Here is a 16,730-nt window from a genome sequence, read left to right as displayed (position 1 = left end):
GCACAGCAGCCCCAATAAAGCTACCTGCCCACCCTGAATGCCCAGAACACCTTAGCCGAGGTTTTCCATGATCTCGTCGGAAATCTGGGCGTTGGAGTAGACGTTCTGCACATCATCCAGGTCTTCGAGCATGTCGATCAGCTTGAGCACCTTTTCGGCACCGTCCTGGTCGAGTTCGGCGCTGGTGGTCGGCTGCATGACGATTTCCGCGTCAGCGGCCTTGAAACCAGCCTCTTCCAGGGCGTTACGCACGGCATAGAAGCTGTTGAACGAGGTGAACACGTCGAACGAGCCGTCATCGTTGGCCACCACGTCGTCGGCATCGGCCTCCATCGCCGCTTCCATCAACGCGTCTTCTTCCACGCCTGGGGCAAAGCTGATCTGGCCCTTGCGCTCGAACAGGTAGGCCACCGAACCGTCGGTGCCCAGGTTGCCGCCACACTTGGTGAAGGCATGGCGCACAGCGGCAGCGGTACGGTTGCGGTTGTCGGTCATGGCTTCGACCATGATCGCCACGCCACCCGGGCCGTAGCCTTCATAGCTGAGCTCTTCGACGTTGTCGCTTTCGTTGGTGCCAGCACCACGGGCCACGGCCCGATCGATGATGTCGCGGCTCATGTTGGCGCCCAGGGCCTTGTCCAGCGCCAGGCGCAGGCGCGGGTTGGATGCCGGGTCAGGGCCGCCCTGCTTGGCAGCGACCGTCAGTTCGCGGATCCACTTGGTGAATACCTTGCCTCTCTTGGCATCCTGGCGCTCTTTGCGGTGCTTGATGTTCGCCCACTTGGAATGACCAGCCATAACGACTCCGAATCCTTTGAATCACAAACGGCCCCGCCCCATGACGGGGCGGGACGGGAAAATGCCTGCGCCGAAACGCAAAGGCGCATCCATGTGGATGCGCCCGGGGACTGCTTACTCGACCTTGGTCTGTTCGCGCAGTCGGATGTGCAGCTCGCGCAGGGCCTTGGCATCGACCATGCCAGGGGCCTGGGTCATGACGCACGCGGCGCTCTGGGTTTTCGGGAAGGCGATCACTTCACGGATCGACTGGGCGCCGGTCATCAGCATGACCAGGCGGTCCAGGCCGAAGGCCAGGCCACCGTGAGGCGGTGCACCGAACTTCAGGGCGTCGAGCAGGAAGCCGAACTTCTCTTCCTGTTCTTCTGCCTGGATACCCAGCAGACGGAATACAGCCTGCTGCATCTCCTTGCGGTGGATACGGATCGAACCGCCACCCAGCTCGGTACCGTTCAGGACCATGTCGTAGGCACGGGACAGGGCGGTGGCCGGGTTGGCCTCGAGCTCTTCCGGGGTGCACTTCGGCGCGGTGAACGGGTGGTGCAGCGCGGTGAAGCTACCGTCTTCGTTCTCTTCGAACATCGGGAAGTCGACCACCCACATCGGCGCCCACTCGCAGGTCAGCAGCTCGAAGTCGTGGCCCAGGCGGATACGCAGCGCGCCCAGGGCTTCGCTGACCACCTTGAACTTGTCGGCACCGAAGAACACGATGTCGCCGTCTACGGCGCCAACGCGGTCGAGGATGTTGTTGAGGTTGGCCTCAGGGATGTTCTTGACGATCGGCGACTGCAGGCCTTCGACGCCCTTGGCGCGCTCGTTGACCTTGATGTAGGCCAGGCCCTTGGCACCGTAGATGCCGACGAACTTGGTGTACTCGTCGATCTTGCTGCGCGGCATGCTGGCACCGCCTGGCAGGCGCAGGGCGGTCACGCGGCACTTCGGATCGTTGGCCGGGCCGGCGAATACCTTGAAGTCGACATCCTTCAGCTGGTCGGCAACGTCTACCAGCTCCAGCGGGATACGCAGGTCTGGCTTGTCGGAACCGTAGCGGCGCATGGCCTCTTCGAAGGTCATGTGCGGGAATTCGCCGAATTCCAGGTCGAGCACTTCCTTGAACAGCTTGCGGATCATGCTTTCGGTCAGGCCCATGATCTCGCTTTCATCGAGGAAGCTGGTCTCGATGTCGATCTGGGTGAATTCCGGCTGGCGGTCGGCACGCAGGTCTTCGTCACGGAAGCACTTGGCGATCTGGTAGTAGCGGTCGAAGCCGGCGACCATCAGCAGCTGCTTGAACAGCTGTGGCGACTGCGGCAGGGCGAAGAAGCTACCGGCGTGGGTACGGCTTGGTACCAGGTAGTCACGCGCGCCTTCCGGGGTGGCACGGGTCAGGATCGGCGTTTCGACGTCGAGGAAGCCGTTTTCGTCGAGGAAGCGACGAATGCTGCTGGTAATGCGCGAGCGCAGGCGCAGCTTGTCGGCCATTTCCGGGCGACGCAGGTCGATGAAACGGTAGCGCAGGCGGGTTTCTTCGCCCACGTCGGAGTATTCGTTCAGCGGGAACGGCGGGGTTTCCGCTTCGTTGAGCACGTTCAGCTGGTAGCCGAGGATCTCGATGGCGCCGGAGGCCATGTTGGCGTTCACCGCACCTTCAGGGCGCTTGCGCACCTTGCCGGTGATCTGCACGACGTATTCGCTGCGCACACGGTCGGCAGCGGCGAAGGTTTCGGCGCGATCCGGGTCGAACACGACCTGGGCCATGCCTTCGCGGTCACGGATGTCGAGGAAGATCACCCCGCCGTGGTCGCGGCGACGATGGACCCAGCCGCAAAGGGTGACTTCCTGGCCGTCCAGGCTCTCGTTCAGTTGGCCGCAATAATGGCTGCGCATCATGATGGTGGTTTCGCTTCTCGTGATTCGTGTATTCGGTGGAGGCCTTGGCCGCCCGGAGGGCTAATACTGCAAGACCCGGTCACAGCATTCAACTCAGTCGGCCTTGTCGCCGCCTGCCAGATTCTTTTTCGCCCCGGTCTTGAAGTCGGTTTCATACCAACCGTTACCGCTCAGGCGGAAGCCTGGCACCGACAGCAGCTTTTTCAGCGCCGGCGCCTGGCAGGCCGGGCAATCGGTCAGCGGCGCGGCGCTGATCTTCTGCAGCACTTCCATGCGGTGCTCGCAGGATGCACATTGATAGTCATAAAGGGGCATGGGTGTCTCTCGTCAACCACAACGCTGGCTGCCGGGGCAGCAAAAAGCGGGATTATATATGGTTAGCAAGCACTGCGCAGCCCGCCAGGCGATCAGCGCACACTTGGTGGGTCTTGCAGCCAGGCAACGCAGATCACCCGGATCAGCCCGCTGAAGTTACGCACCCCACCCTGGCGCAGGTGCACTTCACGGTCCACATAGGACAGCACCGCGCTGACCGAACAGCGGTTGGCTGCGGCGATGCGTTCCAGGATGCCCCAGTAGACGGCCTCCAGCCGCAGACAGGTGGAAAAGCCGTTGAGCCGTACCGAACGTGAAACAGGCTGGGTCTGCAACATGTCGAAATCCGCCTTGAACGGATCAATGCACTGTTTACCCGGCCAACGCCCCTGACCAATAACACGCTTGCTCGCTTGCATCATGCGCCACACTTCCTCGTCACAGGTACCAGGTGGCGTATGAAGCGCTGATGGGCGAGGTTAAAGCAGCGGCAAAATGTTCCTGCACAAAATACAAAACCCGGGCGGGTATCCCCCGACCGGGTTTCCTTTCATGATTTCCAATGGCGGTGCCGGACCTGTGTGGGAGCGGCTTTAGCCGCGAACACCGGCAAAGCCGGTGCCATGCACCGCGATGCCTCCTTCGCGGGTGAACCCGCTCCCACAGGGACCGCTGCCCACCTCAGACAATCAATTACCGTCGAGCAGCACCCGCAGCATCCAGGCGGTTTTCTCGTGCACTTGCATGCGCTGGGTCAGCAGGTCGGCGGTCGGCTCGTCGCTGACCTTGTCCACCACCGGGAAGATGCTGCGCGCAGTGCGTACCACGGCCTCCTGGCCCTGGACCAGCTGGCGGATCATCTCGTCCGCCGGAGGTACGCCTTCCTCCTCCTTGATCGAAGAGTGCCGCGCATAAAATGCATAAGACCCCGGCGCCGGGAAACCGAGGGCACGGATGCGCTCGGCGATCGAATCGACGGCCAGCGCCAGTTCGTTGTACTGCTCTTCGAACATCAGGTGCAGGGTGCGGAACGACGGGCCAGTGACGTTCCAATGAAAGTTATGGGTTTTCAGATACAGCACGTAGGTATCCGACAACAGGCGGGACAGCCCATCGACGATGGACTTGCGATCTTCTTCACTGATACCGATATCGATTGCCATGAAGTTCCCCTTTCCATAAGGCTTGAGACTCAAGCGGGCGCCGACCACTGTAGCAATGATTGGCGCATGCCGCATGTGACATGGCGCAACACATCGCCCGCCGGGCGGCCTGCGGTTTGAGTAGCCTGCGGCTTTACTGTTAAATAGGCACGGTGCCACCTGTGCAGACTGTCATTGCCGGGTGCATAGGCTGGCCTGTCACGTGTTCGCGCTCTACACCTCATGCGCACCGTGTTGCCAGCTCTTCCTGTGATCGGCCTTATCAACTGTGAGCCAACCCCATGTTCAAGATCGTCCATCTGGTGACGGGCGTGGCAGCCTTGCTGCTATCGCTCATACCCAGCCTGAAAACCGATGCGACACCCTTCCTGCAACAACCTGACGCGGTCTACCTGGCCCTGCTCGGCCTGCTCAACCTGGTATTGGCCCCCGTCGTGCCGCTGTACTACCGCGGCGCACGCCAACAGTTGCAACACCTGGCTTGCGCCCTGCTGGTGGTAGCCGTGGTACTGCAGACCCTGACGCTGCTGGCACGCCCGGAAATGGGCAACCTCGCCGCACTGGTTTGCGCAGCGCTGGCCGTGGCCGCGCACTTGGTCGTGGGCTTTGCCCGCAGCCCGCGCAAGGCACGCACCAGCCAGCACACGGCGCAAGATGCCGGCAACCGTGATACCGGCACCGTAAAGTGGTTCAACACGTCCAAAGGCTTTGGTTTCATCTCCCGCGATTCGGGCGACGATATCTTCGTGCACTTTCGTGCCATTCGCGGCGAAGGCCACCGCATCCTGGTCGAAGGCCAGCGCGTGGAGTTTTCGGTGATGCACCGCGACAAGGGCCTGCAGGCCGAGGATGTGGTCGCGGTGACCCGCCGCTGAGGACGCCATCGCCGGCAAGCCATCTCCCACAAAGGCCACGCCCCACCTGAGGGCAGCATCGTACCTGTGGGAGCTGGCTTGCCGGCGATAGGGCCATGGAAGGCTTCAATAATGCGGCGGTGGTGCCTCATCCCCTTCGCTGCCGTACTGGCCGACCATCTCTGCATGACGCTTGATCAACTCGGCCATCTGCAATTGCAGCCGCTCGATCACCCGCCCCTGCTCGACCACCACATCATTAAGCGCCTGGATGGTGTCATCCTGGAACGCCTGACGGGTTTCCAGTTCGACCATGCGCAATTCAAGCGACATGTCAGGCCTCCAGATAACCAGCAAGTTGCAGCCCGCGCAGGCGCTGGCGAATGGCTTGCACCTGATCGTCGGTGTAGGCCACGGCTGGGCACTTGCCCCACACCGGTGCCGGCCACGCGGCATCGTCGCGCTGACGCACGATCACATGCATGTGCAGCTGGCTGACCACATTGCCCAAGGTAGCAACGTTCATCTTGTCGGCGCTGTAGCTGGCCTTCAGCGCTTCGGCCAGGCAGGTGGTTTCTTGCCATAACTGCTGCTGTTCTGCCGCATCCAGCTCGAACAGTTCACTGATGCCGGCGCGCTTGGGCACCAGGATGAACCATGGGTAGTTGGCATCCTTGCTCAGCAGCAACTGGCAAAGTGCAAATTCCCCCAGCACCAGGGAATCCTGCTGCAAACGCGAATCGAGGACAAACACGGCATATCTCCTTCAGGCAGAACCAACCCGCTTCAAGCGGAAAACAGGCCGCAAGGATACCTTGCACGTTCCCGGTAACACAGCGCTACTTTTCGCACCAAAATGAGGCCACCTGCTCCCCCCTCGCCACACTCGCCACCCCACATTTCACACTGAATTAACAAGTTGCGGTAACACATTGACTTTAATGACAGGTTTTTAAATTTTAATGATTCTCGACTCCAACACAGCGCCTGACAGTTCAGGCCCCGTGTTTACGGCACTTTCCGACCTCCGGTAGCAGGTTTTGTGAAAATTTCATGAAGTGTTGCGAATTTTGAGCACGCTTGTTGCATTCCCTTCACGCCAAGTCGGCACGACATCTGCAGTGGCAGGTGTACGCGACAAATAACAACAGCGGCATTGGTTACCAGGGAGTTTCCCCAGCCGGAATCTGTAGTTACAGACTCATTACGGTGACAGGAACAGCGCTGGCGTTTTACGACCCAAAAATCGGGGCGTGATTTGCGACATGGAACTACCTAAAAGCGACATGGAAAAAAAGTTCCGTAAAGGACGCTTATAGCCATATCGCCAACAACAGTCAGCGTGCTATACATTTTCGCCGACATAACAAGAAAGAGCTGCACCATATAACTAAAAAACTTGGACGCAGCGGTACTCTTCCTAAAAAACCAAAGGAGCAAATCACGATGCGCGTGATGAAGTGGAGCATGATCGCCCTGGCCGTTGCGGCAGGGACCTCGCAGTTGGCAATGGCCTCGGCACAAGACGAGTCCAAAGGTTTCGTTGAAGACAGCAAGCTGAACGTCAAGACCCGCATGCTGTACTTCAGCCGTGACTTCCGCAATGTCCCAAGCGGCTCGCAGAGCCGCGTTGAAGAAACCGGCCTTGGCTTCCTCGGCACCTTCGAGTCGGGCTTTACACAGGGCGCGGTAGGCTTCGGCGTCGACGCCATCGGCATGCTCGGTATCAAACTGGACAGCGGCAAGGGCCGCGCTGGCACCGGCCTGTTCCCGGAAGGCTCCGACGGCCGTTCGCAGGATGATTACTCCGAAGGTGGCGGCGCAGTGAAGATGCGCTTCTCCAACACCGTACTGAAGTGGGGCGACCAGTTCACCGCATTGCCAGTATTTGCTACCGACGACAGCCGCCTGCTGCCGGAAGTTGCTGAAGGTGGCCTGATCACCAGCAACGAAATCGATGGCCTGACCCTGCACGCCGGTCACTTCACCGCGCTGAACGCGCAGGATCAGACTTACCACGACAGCCTGAACCTGACCAAAGCCGACGTCTTCGGTGGCACCTACGCTTTCACCGACAACCTGAGCACCAGCCTCTACTACTCCAAGGTCGAAGACTACTGGCGCAAGTACTACGCCAACGTCAACTGGGCACTGCCGATCTCCGATAAGCAAGGCCTGGTATTCGACTTCAACATCTATGACACCAAAAGCGATGGTGACCTGGCTCGCGCCTTCGATGGTGACAAGCTCGACAACCGCGCATTCAGCCTGTCGGCCGCCTACAACATCGGCGCTCACACCTTCACTCTGGCCTACCAGAAAGTGTCCGGTGATGGCGACTACGCTTATGGCGTGGACGGCGGCGGCACCATCTTCCTGGCTAACTCCGTGGCCCGTTCCGACTTTAACGCCGAAGACGAGAAGTCCTGGCAGGCTCGCTACGACCTGAACTTCGCCGAATACGGCATCCCAGGCCTGACCTTCATGACCCGTTACGTACACGGTACCGACGCCAACGTTTCGAGCGGCGACAACGGCAAAGAATGGGAACGCGACGTCGATATCAAATACGTGCTGCAGGAAGGCCCGGCCAAGGACCTCAGCTTCCGTATCCGTCAGGCTACCTACCGCTCCTCCGACGCTGTGTACCTGAACAGCTCCCCATCGATCGACGAACTGCGTCTGATCGTCGAGTACCCGCTGAGCATCCTGTAAGCCTGGCTTGCAGTGCCCCGCACCTGAAAAAGCCCGGCGATCACGCCGGGCTTTTTCTTGGCTGACAAGCGTCACGCCCTGGGGCATCCTGTACGCCTTCGTTTCACCCCCGTACAATGCGGGGCTATTTCAACGTCTTAGGCAATCGACACGGCTAACCATGCGCACCAGTCAATATTTGCTCGCCACCCAGAAAGAAACCCCTGCCGACGCAGTGGTCATCAGCCATCAGCTCATGCTGCGTGCCGGCATGATCCGCAAACTGGCCTCCGGCCTGTACACCTGGCTGCCGATGGGCCTGCGGGTTATGCGCAAGGTCGAGGCCGTGGTGCGTGAGGAAATGAACGCTGCCGGCGCCCTGGAAGTGCTGATGCCCAGCATCCAGCCCGCTGAACTGTGGCAGGAATCCGGCCGCTGGGAGCAGTACGGCCCTGAGCTGCTGCGCCTGAAGGACCGCCACCAGCGCGACTTCTGCGTTGGCCCGACTCACGAAGAAGTCATCACCGACCTGGCCCGTAACGAGCTGTCCAGCTATAAACAGCTGCCGCTCAACATGTACCAGATCCAGACCAAGTTCCGTGATGAAATCCGCCCACGCTTCGGCCTGATGCGTGGCCGCGAGTTCATCATGAAGGACGCCTACTCGTTCCATGCCGACCAGGCTTCCCTGCAGGAAACCTACGACCGCATGCACCAGGCGTACAGCAACGTGTTCACCCGCCTGGGCCTGGACTTCCGCCCAGTGCAGGCCGACACCGGCTCCATCGGTGGCAGCTACTCGCACGAGTTCCACGTACTGGCCGAATCCGGCGAAGACGACGTGATCTTCAGCGACAGCTCCGACTACGCCGCCAACATCGAGAAGGCCGAGGCCATCCCGCGTGAAACCGTGCGCCCTGCCCCTACCGAGGAGCTGCGCCTGGTCGACACCCCAGAGGCCAAGACCATCGCCCAGCTGGTGGAAAACCACGGCCTGGCGATCGAGAAAACCGTCAAGACCCTGATCGTGCGCGGCGCCGAAGAGGGCAAGCTGATCGCCCTGATCGTTCGCGGCGACCACGAACTGAACGAAATCAAGGCGACCAAGCTGGAACAGGTTGCCGACCCGCTGGTCATGGCCACCGAAGCCGAACTGCGCGACGCCATCGGCGCCGGTGCTGGCTCGCTCGGCCCGCTCAACCTGCCGCTGGAAATCATCATCGACCGTTCGGTTGCCCTGATGAGCGACTTCGGCATCGGCGCCAACATCGACGACAAGCACTACTTCGGCGTCAACTGGGAGCGTGACCTGCCAGTGCCACAGGTCGCCGACCTGCGTAACGTGGTCGAAGGCGACCCAAGCCCGGACGGCCAGGGCACCCTGGTGATCAAGCGCGGCATCGAAGTGGGCCACATCTTCCAGCTGGGCACCAAGTACAGCGAGGCACTGAAGTGCCAGGTACTGGGCGAGAACGGCAAGCCGGTCGTGCTGTCGATGGGCTGCTATGGCATCGGTGTTTCCCGCGTGGTTGCTGCTGCCATCGAGCAGAGCTATGACGACAAGGGCATCATCTGGAACGACGCCCTGGCGCCGTTCCAGATCGCCCTGGTGCCGCTGCGCTACGAAACCGACGTGGTTCGCGAAGCGACCGACAAGCTGTACGCCGAACTGACCGCTGCCGGCTTTGAGGTACTGCTGGACGACCGCGACAAGAAGACCAGCCCAGGCATCAAGTTTGCCGACATGGAGCTGATCGGCATCCCGCACCGCATCGTCGTCAGCGATCGCGGCCTGGCCGAAGGCAACCTGGAGTACAAGCACCGCACCGAGCAGGACGCCCAGGCGTTGCCGCTCAATGAAGTGCTGACCTTCCTGCAGGCCCGCGTTCGCCGCTGATAACCAATGCACGAGTGATCATGTTCAAGCGAAGTACCTTTACCCTGGGGGGCACCGCACTGTGCGGTGCCCTGCTCGTCAGCGGCTGCGCCAACCAGATGTCCCAGCGCAGCGACCATGAGGAGCGCGTCGAGCGCAAATTGCTCGAGCACACCCTGCAGATCGATGTCGGCGAGCCGAAGGTGATGGAGCTTCCGCAACGGCGTGTGCGCGTGCATGAGCAGAAGCGCTTCGAAGTCACCGAGTTCGAAGTCACGCGCCGCTATGACCGCTACACGCCTTACCAACCCTGGCGGGAGATCTACGAGATCCCACTGGGTGCGGTGGCCGTGGTGGCTGGCGTCGGTGCCAACGTGGTCAACGTCTTCGCCTTGGGCAACCTGCCGGAAAGCATCACCCACGACTGGCTCAGCTACGGCATGGACGGGCTCAACCCGTTCATGAACACGCCATCCAATGGTCGCGCCCAGCAGAACCTAGCCGGTATCAGCGAAGTGCAGAAAGGCAAGCGCGAGGAATTTACCAGCGTGCCCTGGAGCGAGCGCCTGGTCGAGGTGAAGGCTGGCAAGATGACCCACGAACTGACCACCGACAGGAACGGCGTACTGCGCCTGAACCTGCTCGACAGCCCGTTCTCGGAGCAGAACCTCAACCACGTCGGCACCCTGCACCTGCAAGTGCTCGACGAGGATAATGCGGTACGTGGCGATGCCAGCCTGCTGGTCAGCGCCACCTTGCGCAACAAGCTGCTCGAAGCCCATGAACTGATCTTCGATGACCTTGAAGATGACGATGTCGGCCAGTGGGTGCACCGGGTCAAGCGTTTGTCCGAGCTGGGCCTTGAAGAAGAAGCCAGTGAAATGGAACAGAGCCTGATCGAGCTGACCCGCAACGATCCGGAACTGCAGCAGGAGTTTCTGCAGTCGCTGACCAAGGCCACTGGCCGGTTGGTGGCTGATCCGGGCGTGCATTGACACATTGGGGCTGCTTTGCAGCCCCTGTTCATTTAGGCGGGAACAGCTCCAGCTGTTCATGCGCCCCGCGCAGGTCGCGCAACCTCACCCCTACCCCCAGCAATCGCACCGGCTTGCCACCACGGGCAAAGGCCTGCCCCAGCAACTGCCGATAACTCTCCAGGTCCCTGCCCGCACCCGCCTGCTCCATGGTGGTCTGGCTGAAGTCATGGAACTTGACCTTGACGAAGGGTTTGTCCGGCCGGTAACTGCTGTCCATGCGTGCGATGCGTTCGTTCAGGCTTTCCAGCAGTTCGGGCAAGCGTGCCAGGCAACTGGCCAGGTCCGGCAGGTCGGTGTCGTAGGTGTTTTCCACACTGACCGACTGCCGGCGGCTGTCATTGTGCACCGCACGCTCATCGATACCCCGCGCCAGGCCCCACAAACGCTCGCCAAAACTGCCAAACTCGCGCACCAGCGCCAGCCGTGACCATTCGCGCAGCTCAAGGCAGGTTTCGATACCCAGCCGTGCCAGCTTGTCGGCCGTCACCTTGCCCACCCCGTGCAACCTGGCCACCGGCAAGGCGGCTACGAATGCTTCGACCTCGCCTGGGGTAATCACGAACAGCCCATTGGGCTTGCGCCAGTCGCTGGCGATCTTGGCCAGGAACTTGTTCGGCGCCACACCTGCGGACACGGTGATGTGCAGGGTGCGGGCAACGCGCCGGCGGATATCCTCGGCGATACGCGTAGCGCTGCCCGCATACCACTGGCTGTCGCTCACATCCAGGTAAGCCTCGTCCAGCGACAACGGCTCGATCAGTTCGGTGTAGTCACGGAAGATCGTGTGGATTTCCCGCGAGGCCTCACGGTAGGCCTCGAAGCGCGGCTTGACGATCAACAGGTCGGGGCACAGCTTCAGCGCATGCCGCGACGACATGGCCGAACGCACACCATAGGCACGCGCTTCATAGTTGCAAGTGGCGATCACCCCACGGTGGTCGGGCGAGCCCCCCACCGCCATGGGCCGCCCGGCCAGGCGCGGGTCGTCACGCATCTCGATCGCGGCGTAGAAGCAATCGCAGTCGACGTGGATGATCTTGCGCAAGGACATGGATGACCGTCAGCACTGTAAATTCATACAGATAGTATCGCATGCGCCCTATTCAGAAACACCTCACCCGCATCGCCACACGATAATCGGCCTGAAAGCCCCGCCGCGCCTGAGCCGGCTACTGATGTAAAGCGCTAAGGGTTTGAACAAAAAAGGGTTTTCCAAAAAAACTGCTTGACACTGGGAAGTAAATCCGTAGAATTCGATCTCACAGGCGCGGGATGGAGCAGCCTGGTAGCTCGTCGGGCTCATAACCCGAAGGTCGTCGGTTCAAATCCGGCTCCCGCAACCAGATTCGAGAAAAGGCCACTGTATAACGCAGTGGCCTTTTTCTTTGCCTACTGAAAAGTGCAGCAGAAAAAAGCTCGACAAATCAAAGCTTAGCGCTTGACATGCCAGCTGCAAGCTGTAGAATTCGCCCCACTGACGCGGGATGGAGCAGCCTGGTAGCTCGTCGGGCTCATAACCCGAAGGTCGTCGGTTCAAATCCGGCTCCCGCAACCAGATTCAAGAAAAGGCCACTGTTAACACAGTGGCCTTTTTCTTTGTCCGCTGAAAAGTACCGCAGAAAAACCTCAATAAATCAAAGCTTAGCGCTTGACACACGATCAACAAACTGTAGAATGCGCACCTCTGACGCGGGATGGAGCAGCCTGGTAGCTCGTCGGGCTCATAACCCGAAGGTCGTCGGTTCAAATCCGGCTCCCGCAACCATATTCGTCAGAACAAACCCCGCCTGTGTAACAGCAGCGCGGGGTTTGTTGCTTTTGCCCTCCCTGCTTTTCGTCGCCTGAAATTTCCCCTCCCTCCAGCCAAACCGCAGGCTTGAGGTGTCGCCCCCTGGATGAACTATCTTTAACCCTGCCAGGCCGCTGAAAGCGCCTGAGGCCGGAGTAACATTGGATACGTTTTTCTAAGGGACTTTCACTTGGCCGCACCTTTCCTTTACCTCGCGCTGCATGCCCGGGGCAATCCATGACTACGCACAACCCCGAACCGCCGGTGCCGCTCGCCTCGGCGCTGCCCGGTGCCGTGCAACGGCTGCCCTTGCTTGAACGCTTGAGCCGCTACCGCCAGCCCATCGGCCTGGCAGTGACCCTGGTGCTGTTCACCATGGCCCTGATTGCCTGCCGCCACTTGCTGAGCGAGCTGGACATCTATGCCTTGCACGACGCCATGCTCAGCGTGCCGGCCCAGTCGTTACTGGGTGCCTTGCTGGCAACCGTGATCGGCTTTGCGATCTTGCTGGGCTACGAGTGGTCGGCCAGCCGCTACGCCGGCGTGAAGCTGCCGGCTCGCAGCCTGGTGCTGGGTGGCTTCAGCGCCTTTGCCATCGGCAACGCCATTGGCCTGTCGATGCTCTCGGGCGGTTCCGTACGCTACCGCCTGTACGCACGCCAGGGGCTTGGTGCCGGCGAAGTCGCACGAATGACGGTTTTTGCCAGCCTGTCGCTGGGCTGCGCGTTACCGCCCCTGGCCGCCTTGGCAACCCTGAGTGACCTGCACGCGGCCTCTACCGCATTGGGGTTGGCGCCTGGCCTGCTGGCAGGTATCGCCACAGCCGTGCTGGTGGCGTGCGCCCTGCTGGTAGTCGGCTTGTACCGTCGGCGCCTGGCCGAACAACCGCTGGCCAATAACCTGCTGGTGCAACTGGGCCGCCGCACACTGCGCCTGCCGGGCGTGCGCCTGGCCGCCCTGCAATTGCTGATTACCGCGCTGGATGTCGCCGCTGCCGCCACCGTGCTGTATCTGCTGTTGCCCGAAGCACCGCCTTTCGGCGCGTTTGTCCTGGTGTACCTGCTGGCCCTTGCCGCGGGCGTACTCAGCCACGTTCCGGGCGGCGTCGGGGTGTTCGAAGCGATCCTGCTGGCGGCCTTTGCCGACCAGCTCGGTGCAGCACCGCTGGCCGCCGCCCTGCTGCTCTATCGCCTGATCTATGTAGTGCTGCCACTGCTGCTGGCCTGCGTGTTGCTGCTGGCCAATGAGGCCCGGCGCTTGCTGTTCGCGCAACAGGCCATCAAGGCAGCGTCCGGGCTGGCCGCACCGATCCTGTCAATCCTGGTGTTCCTGTCCGGTGTGGTACTGCTGTTCTCCGGCGCCACGCCCGAAATCGACACACGCCTGGAGCACATGGGCTTCCTGGTGCCGCACCGGCTGATAGATGCCTCGCACTTCGGCGCCAGCCTGATCGGCGTGCTGTGCCTGCTGCTGGCCCAGGGCCTGCGCCGGCGCCTGTCCGCCGCCTGGCTGCTGACCACCGTGCTGTTGCTGGTCGGCGCCCTGTTGTCGCTGCTCAAGGGCTTCGACTGGGAAGAGGCTTGCCTGCTGACTTTCACCGCTGCCCTGCTCGCCCTGTTCCGCCGCTCCTTCTACCGCCCCAGCCGCCTGCTGGAGCTGCCGTTCTCGCCGGTGTTCCTGGTGGCCAGCGCCTGCGCGGTCGGTGCGTCGGTATGGCTGTTGCTGTTCGCCTACCAGGATGTGCCCTACAGCCATCAGCTGTGGTGGCAGTTCACCCTCGATGCTGACGCCCCAAGGGGCCTGCGCGCCGCCATGGGCAGCGCCTTGCTGCTGGCCGCCGTGGCCCTTACCTGGCTGCTGCGCACCGCGCCGCCAGTGATCCACCTGCCCGATGAACAGGAGCTGCAGCGCGCCAACCGCATTCTGCTGGCCTCGGACCAGCCCGACGGCGGCCTGGCCCTGACCGGGGACAAGGCGTTGCTGTTCCATCCGCGTAACAACGCCTTCCTCATGTATGCCCGGCGCGGCCGCAGCCTGGTGGCCCTGTACGACCCGATCGGCCCCGCCCAGGAACGCGCCGAAATGATCTGGCAGTTCCGCGACCTGTGCGACCTGCATCACGCCCGGCCGGTGTTCTACCAGGTACGTGCCGAGAACCTGCCGTTCTACATGGACATTGGCCTTACAGCGCTGAAGTTGGGCGAGGAAGCTCGGGTCGATTTGCGCCGCTTCGACCTTGAAGCCAAGGGCAAGGAGATGAAGGACCTGCGCTATACCTGGAACCGCGGCGGCCGCGACGGCCTTAGCCTGGAAATCCACGAACCTGGCCACGCCCCACTGGCAGAACTGAAGGAAATTTCCGATGCCTGGCTCGGCAGCAAGAATGTGCGCGAGAAAGGCTTCTCACTGGGGCGCTTCAGCCCAGACTACTTGCAGCACTTCCGCATCGCCCTGATTCGCTTCCAGGGGCGGCCGGTGGCCTTCGCCAACCTGTTGGAGACCCATGGCAACGAACTGGCCAGCCTCGACCTGATGCGTGCGCACCCCGAGGCACCGAAGCTGACCATGGAGTTCATGATGATCGGCCTGATCCTGCACTACAAAGGCCATGACTACGCCCGCTTCAGCCTGGGCATGGTGCCGCTTTCCGGGCTACAGCCGCGGCGTGGCGCCCCCTTGACCCAGCGCCTGGGCTCGATGGTGTTCCGCCGTGGCGAGCAGCTGTACAACTTCCAGGGGCTTCGACGCTTCAAGGACAAATTCCAACCGGACTGGGAACCCCGCTACATGGCTGTGCCGGCCGGGCTCGACCCGCTGGTGGCACTGGCCGACACCGCCGCCCTGATCGCAGGCGGCCTGACTGGATTGGTGAAACGTTGATGACCCGACGCTTTTGGCTGTACTTGCTGGTTCCCTTGCTGCTGGCTGCCCTGGGGGGTGCTCTGGCGTTCTGGCTATGGACGCGCCCGGCCCCCGAGGCGCGCCTGGAACAACTGAGCATCAATGACACCAGCATCACCCGGGTCACCCCTGGCGTGCACCCCAAGGCTCGGGTGGCCATTGGCGTGCCTCAGGACCAGGCGCTGACCGACAAGCAACTGCTGGACCTGGCCCAGGCCGGCGAGGCGCAACTGGTGCAGGTGATCCTGCCGCCCAACGACTGCAGCAAGCAGCAACAGGCGATGGACCAGGCCCTGAGCCAGATGCCGGAAAAGCCCACCCTGGTCGCCGGTATCGGCCCTGGCGCTGCCCAGGCCTGGCGCTGGCTGGCCAGCCAGGGCAATGACAAGGCGCGGGCGATTTCCGTGGACTTCAGCCTGGAGCAACCTGGCTGCCAGGCGCCGCTGCCCAAATCGGCTGCCCATGGCCACTGGAACGTCGCCTGGAACGACAACCCGGATGACGCCAGCGCCGCCTTCGTGCGCGACCAGGCCAATGCCGAAACCAGCATCAGCGATTACGACATCCACCTGCCACAAGTGCTCAAGGCCCAGCTGACCCAGGCCTTGGTCGGCCATGACGGCAATGCCCTGGCCATACCGGTAGTCGAGGTACCGGCCGGGCAGACCACCGACACGGTCACCCTGTTCCTCTCTGGTGATGGCGGCTGGCGCGACCTGGACCGTGACGTGGCCGGGGAGATGGCCAAACTGGGCTACCCGGTGGTAGGCATCGACACACTGCGCTATTACTGGCAGCACAAGACCCCGGAGCAAAGCGCCGCCGACTTGTCCGAGCTGATGCAGCACTACCGGCAGAAGTGGGGCACCAAGCGCTTTGTGCTGACCGGTTATTCATTCGGTGCCGACGTACTGCCGGCGATCTACAACCGCCTGCCGGCCGAGGACCAGCAGCGTATCGACGCGGTGATGCTACTGGCCTTTGCCCGCAGTGGCAGCTTCGAGATTGAAGTCGAGGGCTGGCTGGGCAAGGAAGGCCAGGAGGCGCCGACCGGGCCGGAAATGGCCAAGCTGCCGGCGTCCAAGGTGGTGTGCGTGTACGGCATCGAGGAAACCGACGAGAGCGGTTGCACCGAGAAGACCGCGGTAGGTGAGCGCCTGAAGCTACCCGGCGGGCACCACTTCGACGAGAACTACCCGGCGCTGGCCAAGCGCTTGATTGGCGAAATCGAGACGCGTCAAGGCAAGTCGAGTGTGGCTGAACAGAACTGATGGCCACCCCTTGCAGGCCTGACGCGGACAATGTGGGAGCAACTGTCTTGCTCAATTTCTAAAAGCTGGCGCGATCCCTGTGGGAGCGGGCTTGCCCGCGAACACGGGCGAAGCCCGTGCCATCCACCGCGGTGTCTTCTTC

The 16,730-nt window shown here is 61.8% G+C and carries 14 protein-coding genes and 3 tRNA genes; 9 read left to right on the top strand and 8 right to left on the bottom strand.

Annotated elements, in window-relative coordinates; translation table 11 throughout:
- Positions 1 to 51: 51 nt before the first annotated feature.
- The 5 genes from ABE456_RS25840 to ABE456_RS25820 all read right to left on the bottom strand — a co-directional run bounded on the left by ABE456_RS25840 (position 52) and on the right by ABE456_RS25820 (position 4,166).
- On the bottom strand, positions 52 to 798 hold the full coding sequence (locus tag ABE456_RS25840) for a YebC/PmpR family DNA-binding transcriptional regulator (protein ID WP_003254770.1): 747 nt from the start codon (positions 796 to 798) through the stop codon (positions 52 to 54).
- 114 nt (positions 799 to 912) lie between these two features.
- On the bottom strand, positions 913 to 2,688 hold the full coding sequence (aspS, locus tag ABE456_RS25835; RefSeq protein WP_346646453.1) for an aspartate--tRNA ligase: 1,776 nt from the start codon (positions 2,686 to 2,688) through the stop codon (positions 913 to 915).
- 93 nt (positions 2,689 to 2,781) lie between these two features.
- Positions 2,782 to 3,003 (bottom strand): zinc ribbon domain-containing protein, encoded by a 222-nt coding sequence (locus ABE456_RS25830; RefSeq protein ID WP_003254776.1) that lies wholly within the window; start codon positions 3,001 to 3,003, stop codon positions 2,782 to 2,784.
- 92 nt (positions 3,004 to 3,095) lie between these two features.
- Positions 3,096 to 3,425, bottom strand: coding sequence for a ribbon-helix-helix domain-containing protein (locus ABE456_RS25825; RefSeq protein ID WP_346646452.1), 330 nt, complete (start codon positions 3,423 to 3,425; stop codon positions 3,096 to 3,098).
- Positions 3,426 to 3,692: 267 nt separating this feature from the next.
- Complete coding sequence (locus tag ABE456_RS25820; protein WP_084854477.1) at positions 3,693 to 4,166, bottom strand: Dps family protein; 474 nt, start codon at positions 4,164 to 4,166, stop codon at positions 3,693 to 3,695.
- A gap of 281 nt (positions 4,167 to 4,447) precedes the next feature.
- Between ABE456_RS25820 and ABE456_RS25815 the strand changes: the two genes are divergently transcribed.
- Positions 4,448 to 5,041, top strand: coding sequence for a cold-shock protein (locus tag ABE456_RS25815; RefSeq protein ID WP_346646451.1), 594 nt, complete (start codon positions 4,448 to 4,450; stop codon positions 5,039 to 5,041).
- A gap of 105 nt (positions 5,042 to 5,146) precedes the next feature.
- Here the strand turns inward: ABE456_RS25815 and ABE456_RS25810 are convergent, their stop codons facing one another.
- Positions 5,147 to 5,353, bottom strand: coding sequence for a SlyX family protein (locus tag ABE456_RS25810; protein ID WP_346646450.1), 207 nt, complete (start codon positions 5,351 to 5,353; stop codon positions 5,147 to 5,149).
- A 1-nt stretch (position 5,354) separates the two neighbouring features.
- Positions 5,355 to 5,774 (bottom strand): HIT domain-containing protein, encoded by a 420-nt coding sequence (locus ABE456_RS25805; protein WP_346646449.1) that lies wholly within the window; start codon positions 5,772 to 5,774, stop codon positions 5,355 to 5,357.
- A 692-nt stretch (positions 5,775 to 6,466) separates the two neighbouring features.
- Between ABE456_RS25805 and ABE456_RS25800 the strand changes: the two genes are divergently transcribed.
- The 3 genes from ABE456_RS25800 to ABE456_RS25790 all read left to right on the top strand — a co-directional run bounded on the left by ABE456_RS25800 (position 6,467) and on the right by ABE456_RS25790 (position 10,585).
- Positions 6,467 to 7,735, top strand: coding sequence for an OprD family porin (locus tag ABE456_RS25800; protein WP_346646448.1), 1,269 nt, complete (start codon positions 6,467 to 6,469; stop codon positions 7,733 to 7,735).
- A 160-nt stretch (positions 7,736 to 7,895) separates the two neighbouring features.
- Positions 7,896 to 9,611 (top strand): proline--tRNA ligase, encoded by a 1,716-nt coding sequence (locus ABE456_RS25795; RefSeq protein ID WP_346646447.1) that lies wholly within the window; start codon positions 7,896 to 7,898, stop codon positions 9,609 to 9,611.
- A 20-nt stretch (positions 9,612 to 9,631) separates the two neighbouring features.
- On the top strand, positions 9,632 to 10,585 hold the full coding sequence (locus ABE456_RS25790) for a hypothetical protein (protein ID WP_346646446.1): 954 nt from the start codon (positions 9,632 to 9,634) through the stop codon (positions 10,583 to 10,585).
- A gap of 28 nt (positions 10,586 to 10,613) precedes the next feature.
- On the opposite strand, the gene dinB is transcribed toward ABE456_RS25790, so the two are convergent.
- Positions 10,614 to 11,672 carry a DNA polymerase IV gene (gene dinB, locus ABE456_RS25785; RefSeq protein WP_346646454.1) on the bottom strand — a complete coding sequence of 353 codons (1,059 nt, stop codon included), beginning with the start codon at positions 11,670 to 11,672 and terminating at the stop codon, positions 10,614 to 10,616.
- 221 nt (positions 11,673 to 11,893) lie between these two features.
- Here dinB and ABE456_RS25780 point away from each other — a divergent pair.
- From ABE456_RS25780 to ABE456_RS25760, 5 genes are all read left to right on the top strand, one after another.
- A tRNA-Met gene (locus ABE456_RS25780) sits at positions 11,894 to 11,970 on the top strand.
- A gap of 135 nt (positions 11,971 to 12,105) precedes the next feature.
- A tRNA-Met gene (locus ABE456_RS25775) sits at positions 12,106 to 12,182 on the top strand.
- Positions 12,183 to 12,315: 133 nt separating this feature from the next.
- Positions 12,316 to 12,392, top strand: a tRNA-Met gene (locus ABE456_RS25770).
- Between the two features lie 261 nt (positions 12,393 to 12,653).
- Positions 12,654 to 15,296 (top strand): bifunctional lysylphosphatidylglycerol flippase/synthetase MprF, encoded by a 2,643-nt coding sequence (gene mprF, locus ABE456_RS25765; protein WP_346646445.1) that lies wholly within the window; start codon positions 12,654 to 12,656, stop codon positions 15,294 to 15,296.
- On the top strand, positions 15,296 to 16,588 hold the full coding sequence (locus ABE456_RS25760) for an AcvB/VirJ family lysyl-phosphatidylglycerol hydrolase (protein WP_346646444.1): 1,293 nt from the start codon (positions 15,296 to 15,298) through the stop codon (positions 16,586 to 16,588). The genes mprF and ABE456_RS25760 overlap by 1 nt, the downstream gene beginning before the upstream one ends.
- Positions 16,589 to 16,730 lie beyond the last annotated feature (142 nt).

Origin of the sequence: Pseudomonas sp. TWI929 (genome assembly GCF_039673335.1) — a bacterium.
Classification (GTDB): Bacteria; Pseudomonadota; Gammaproteobacteria; order Pseudomonadales; family Pseudomonadaceae; genus Aquipseudomonas.
This window is presented reverse-complemented; position numbering and strand designations above follow the sequence as displayed.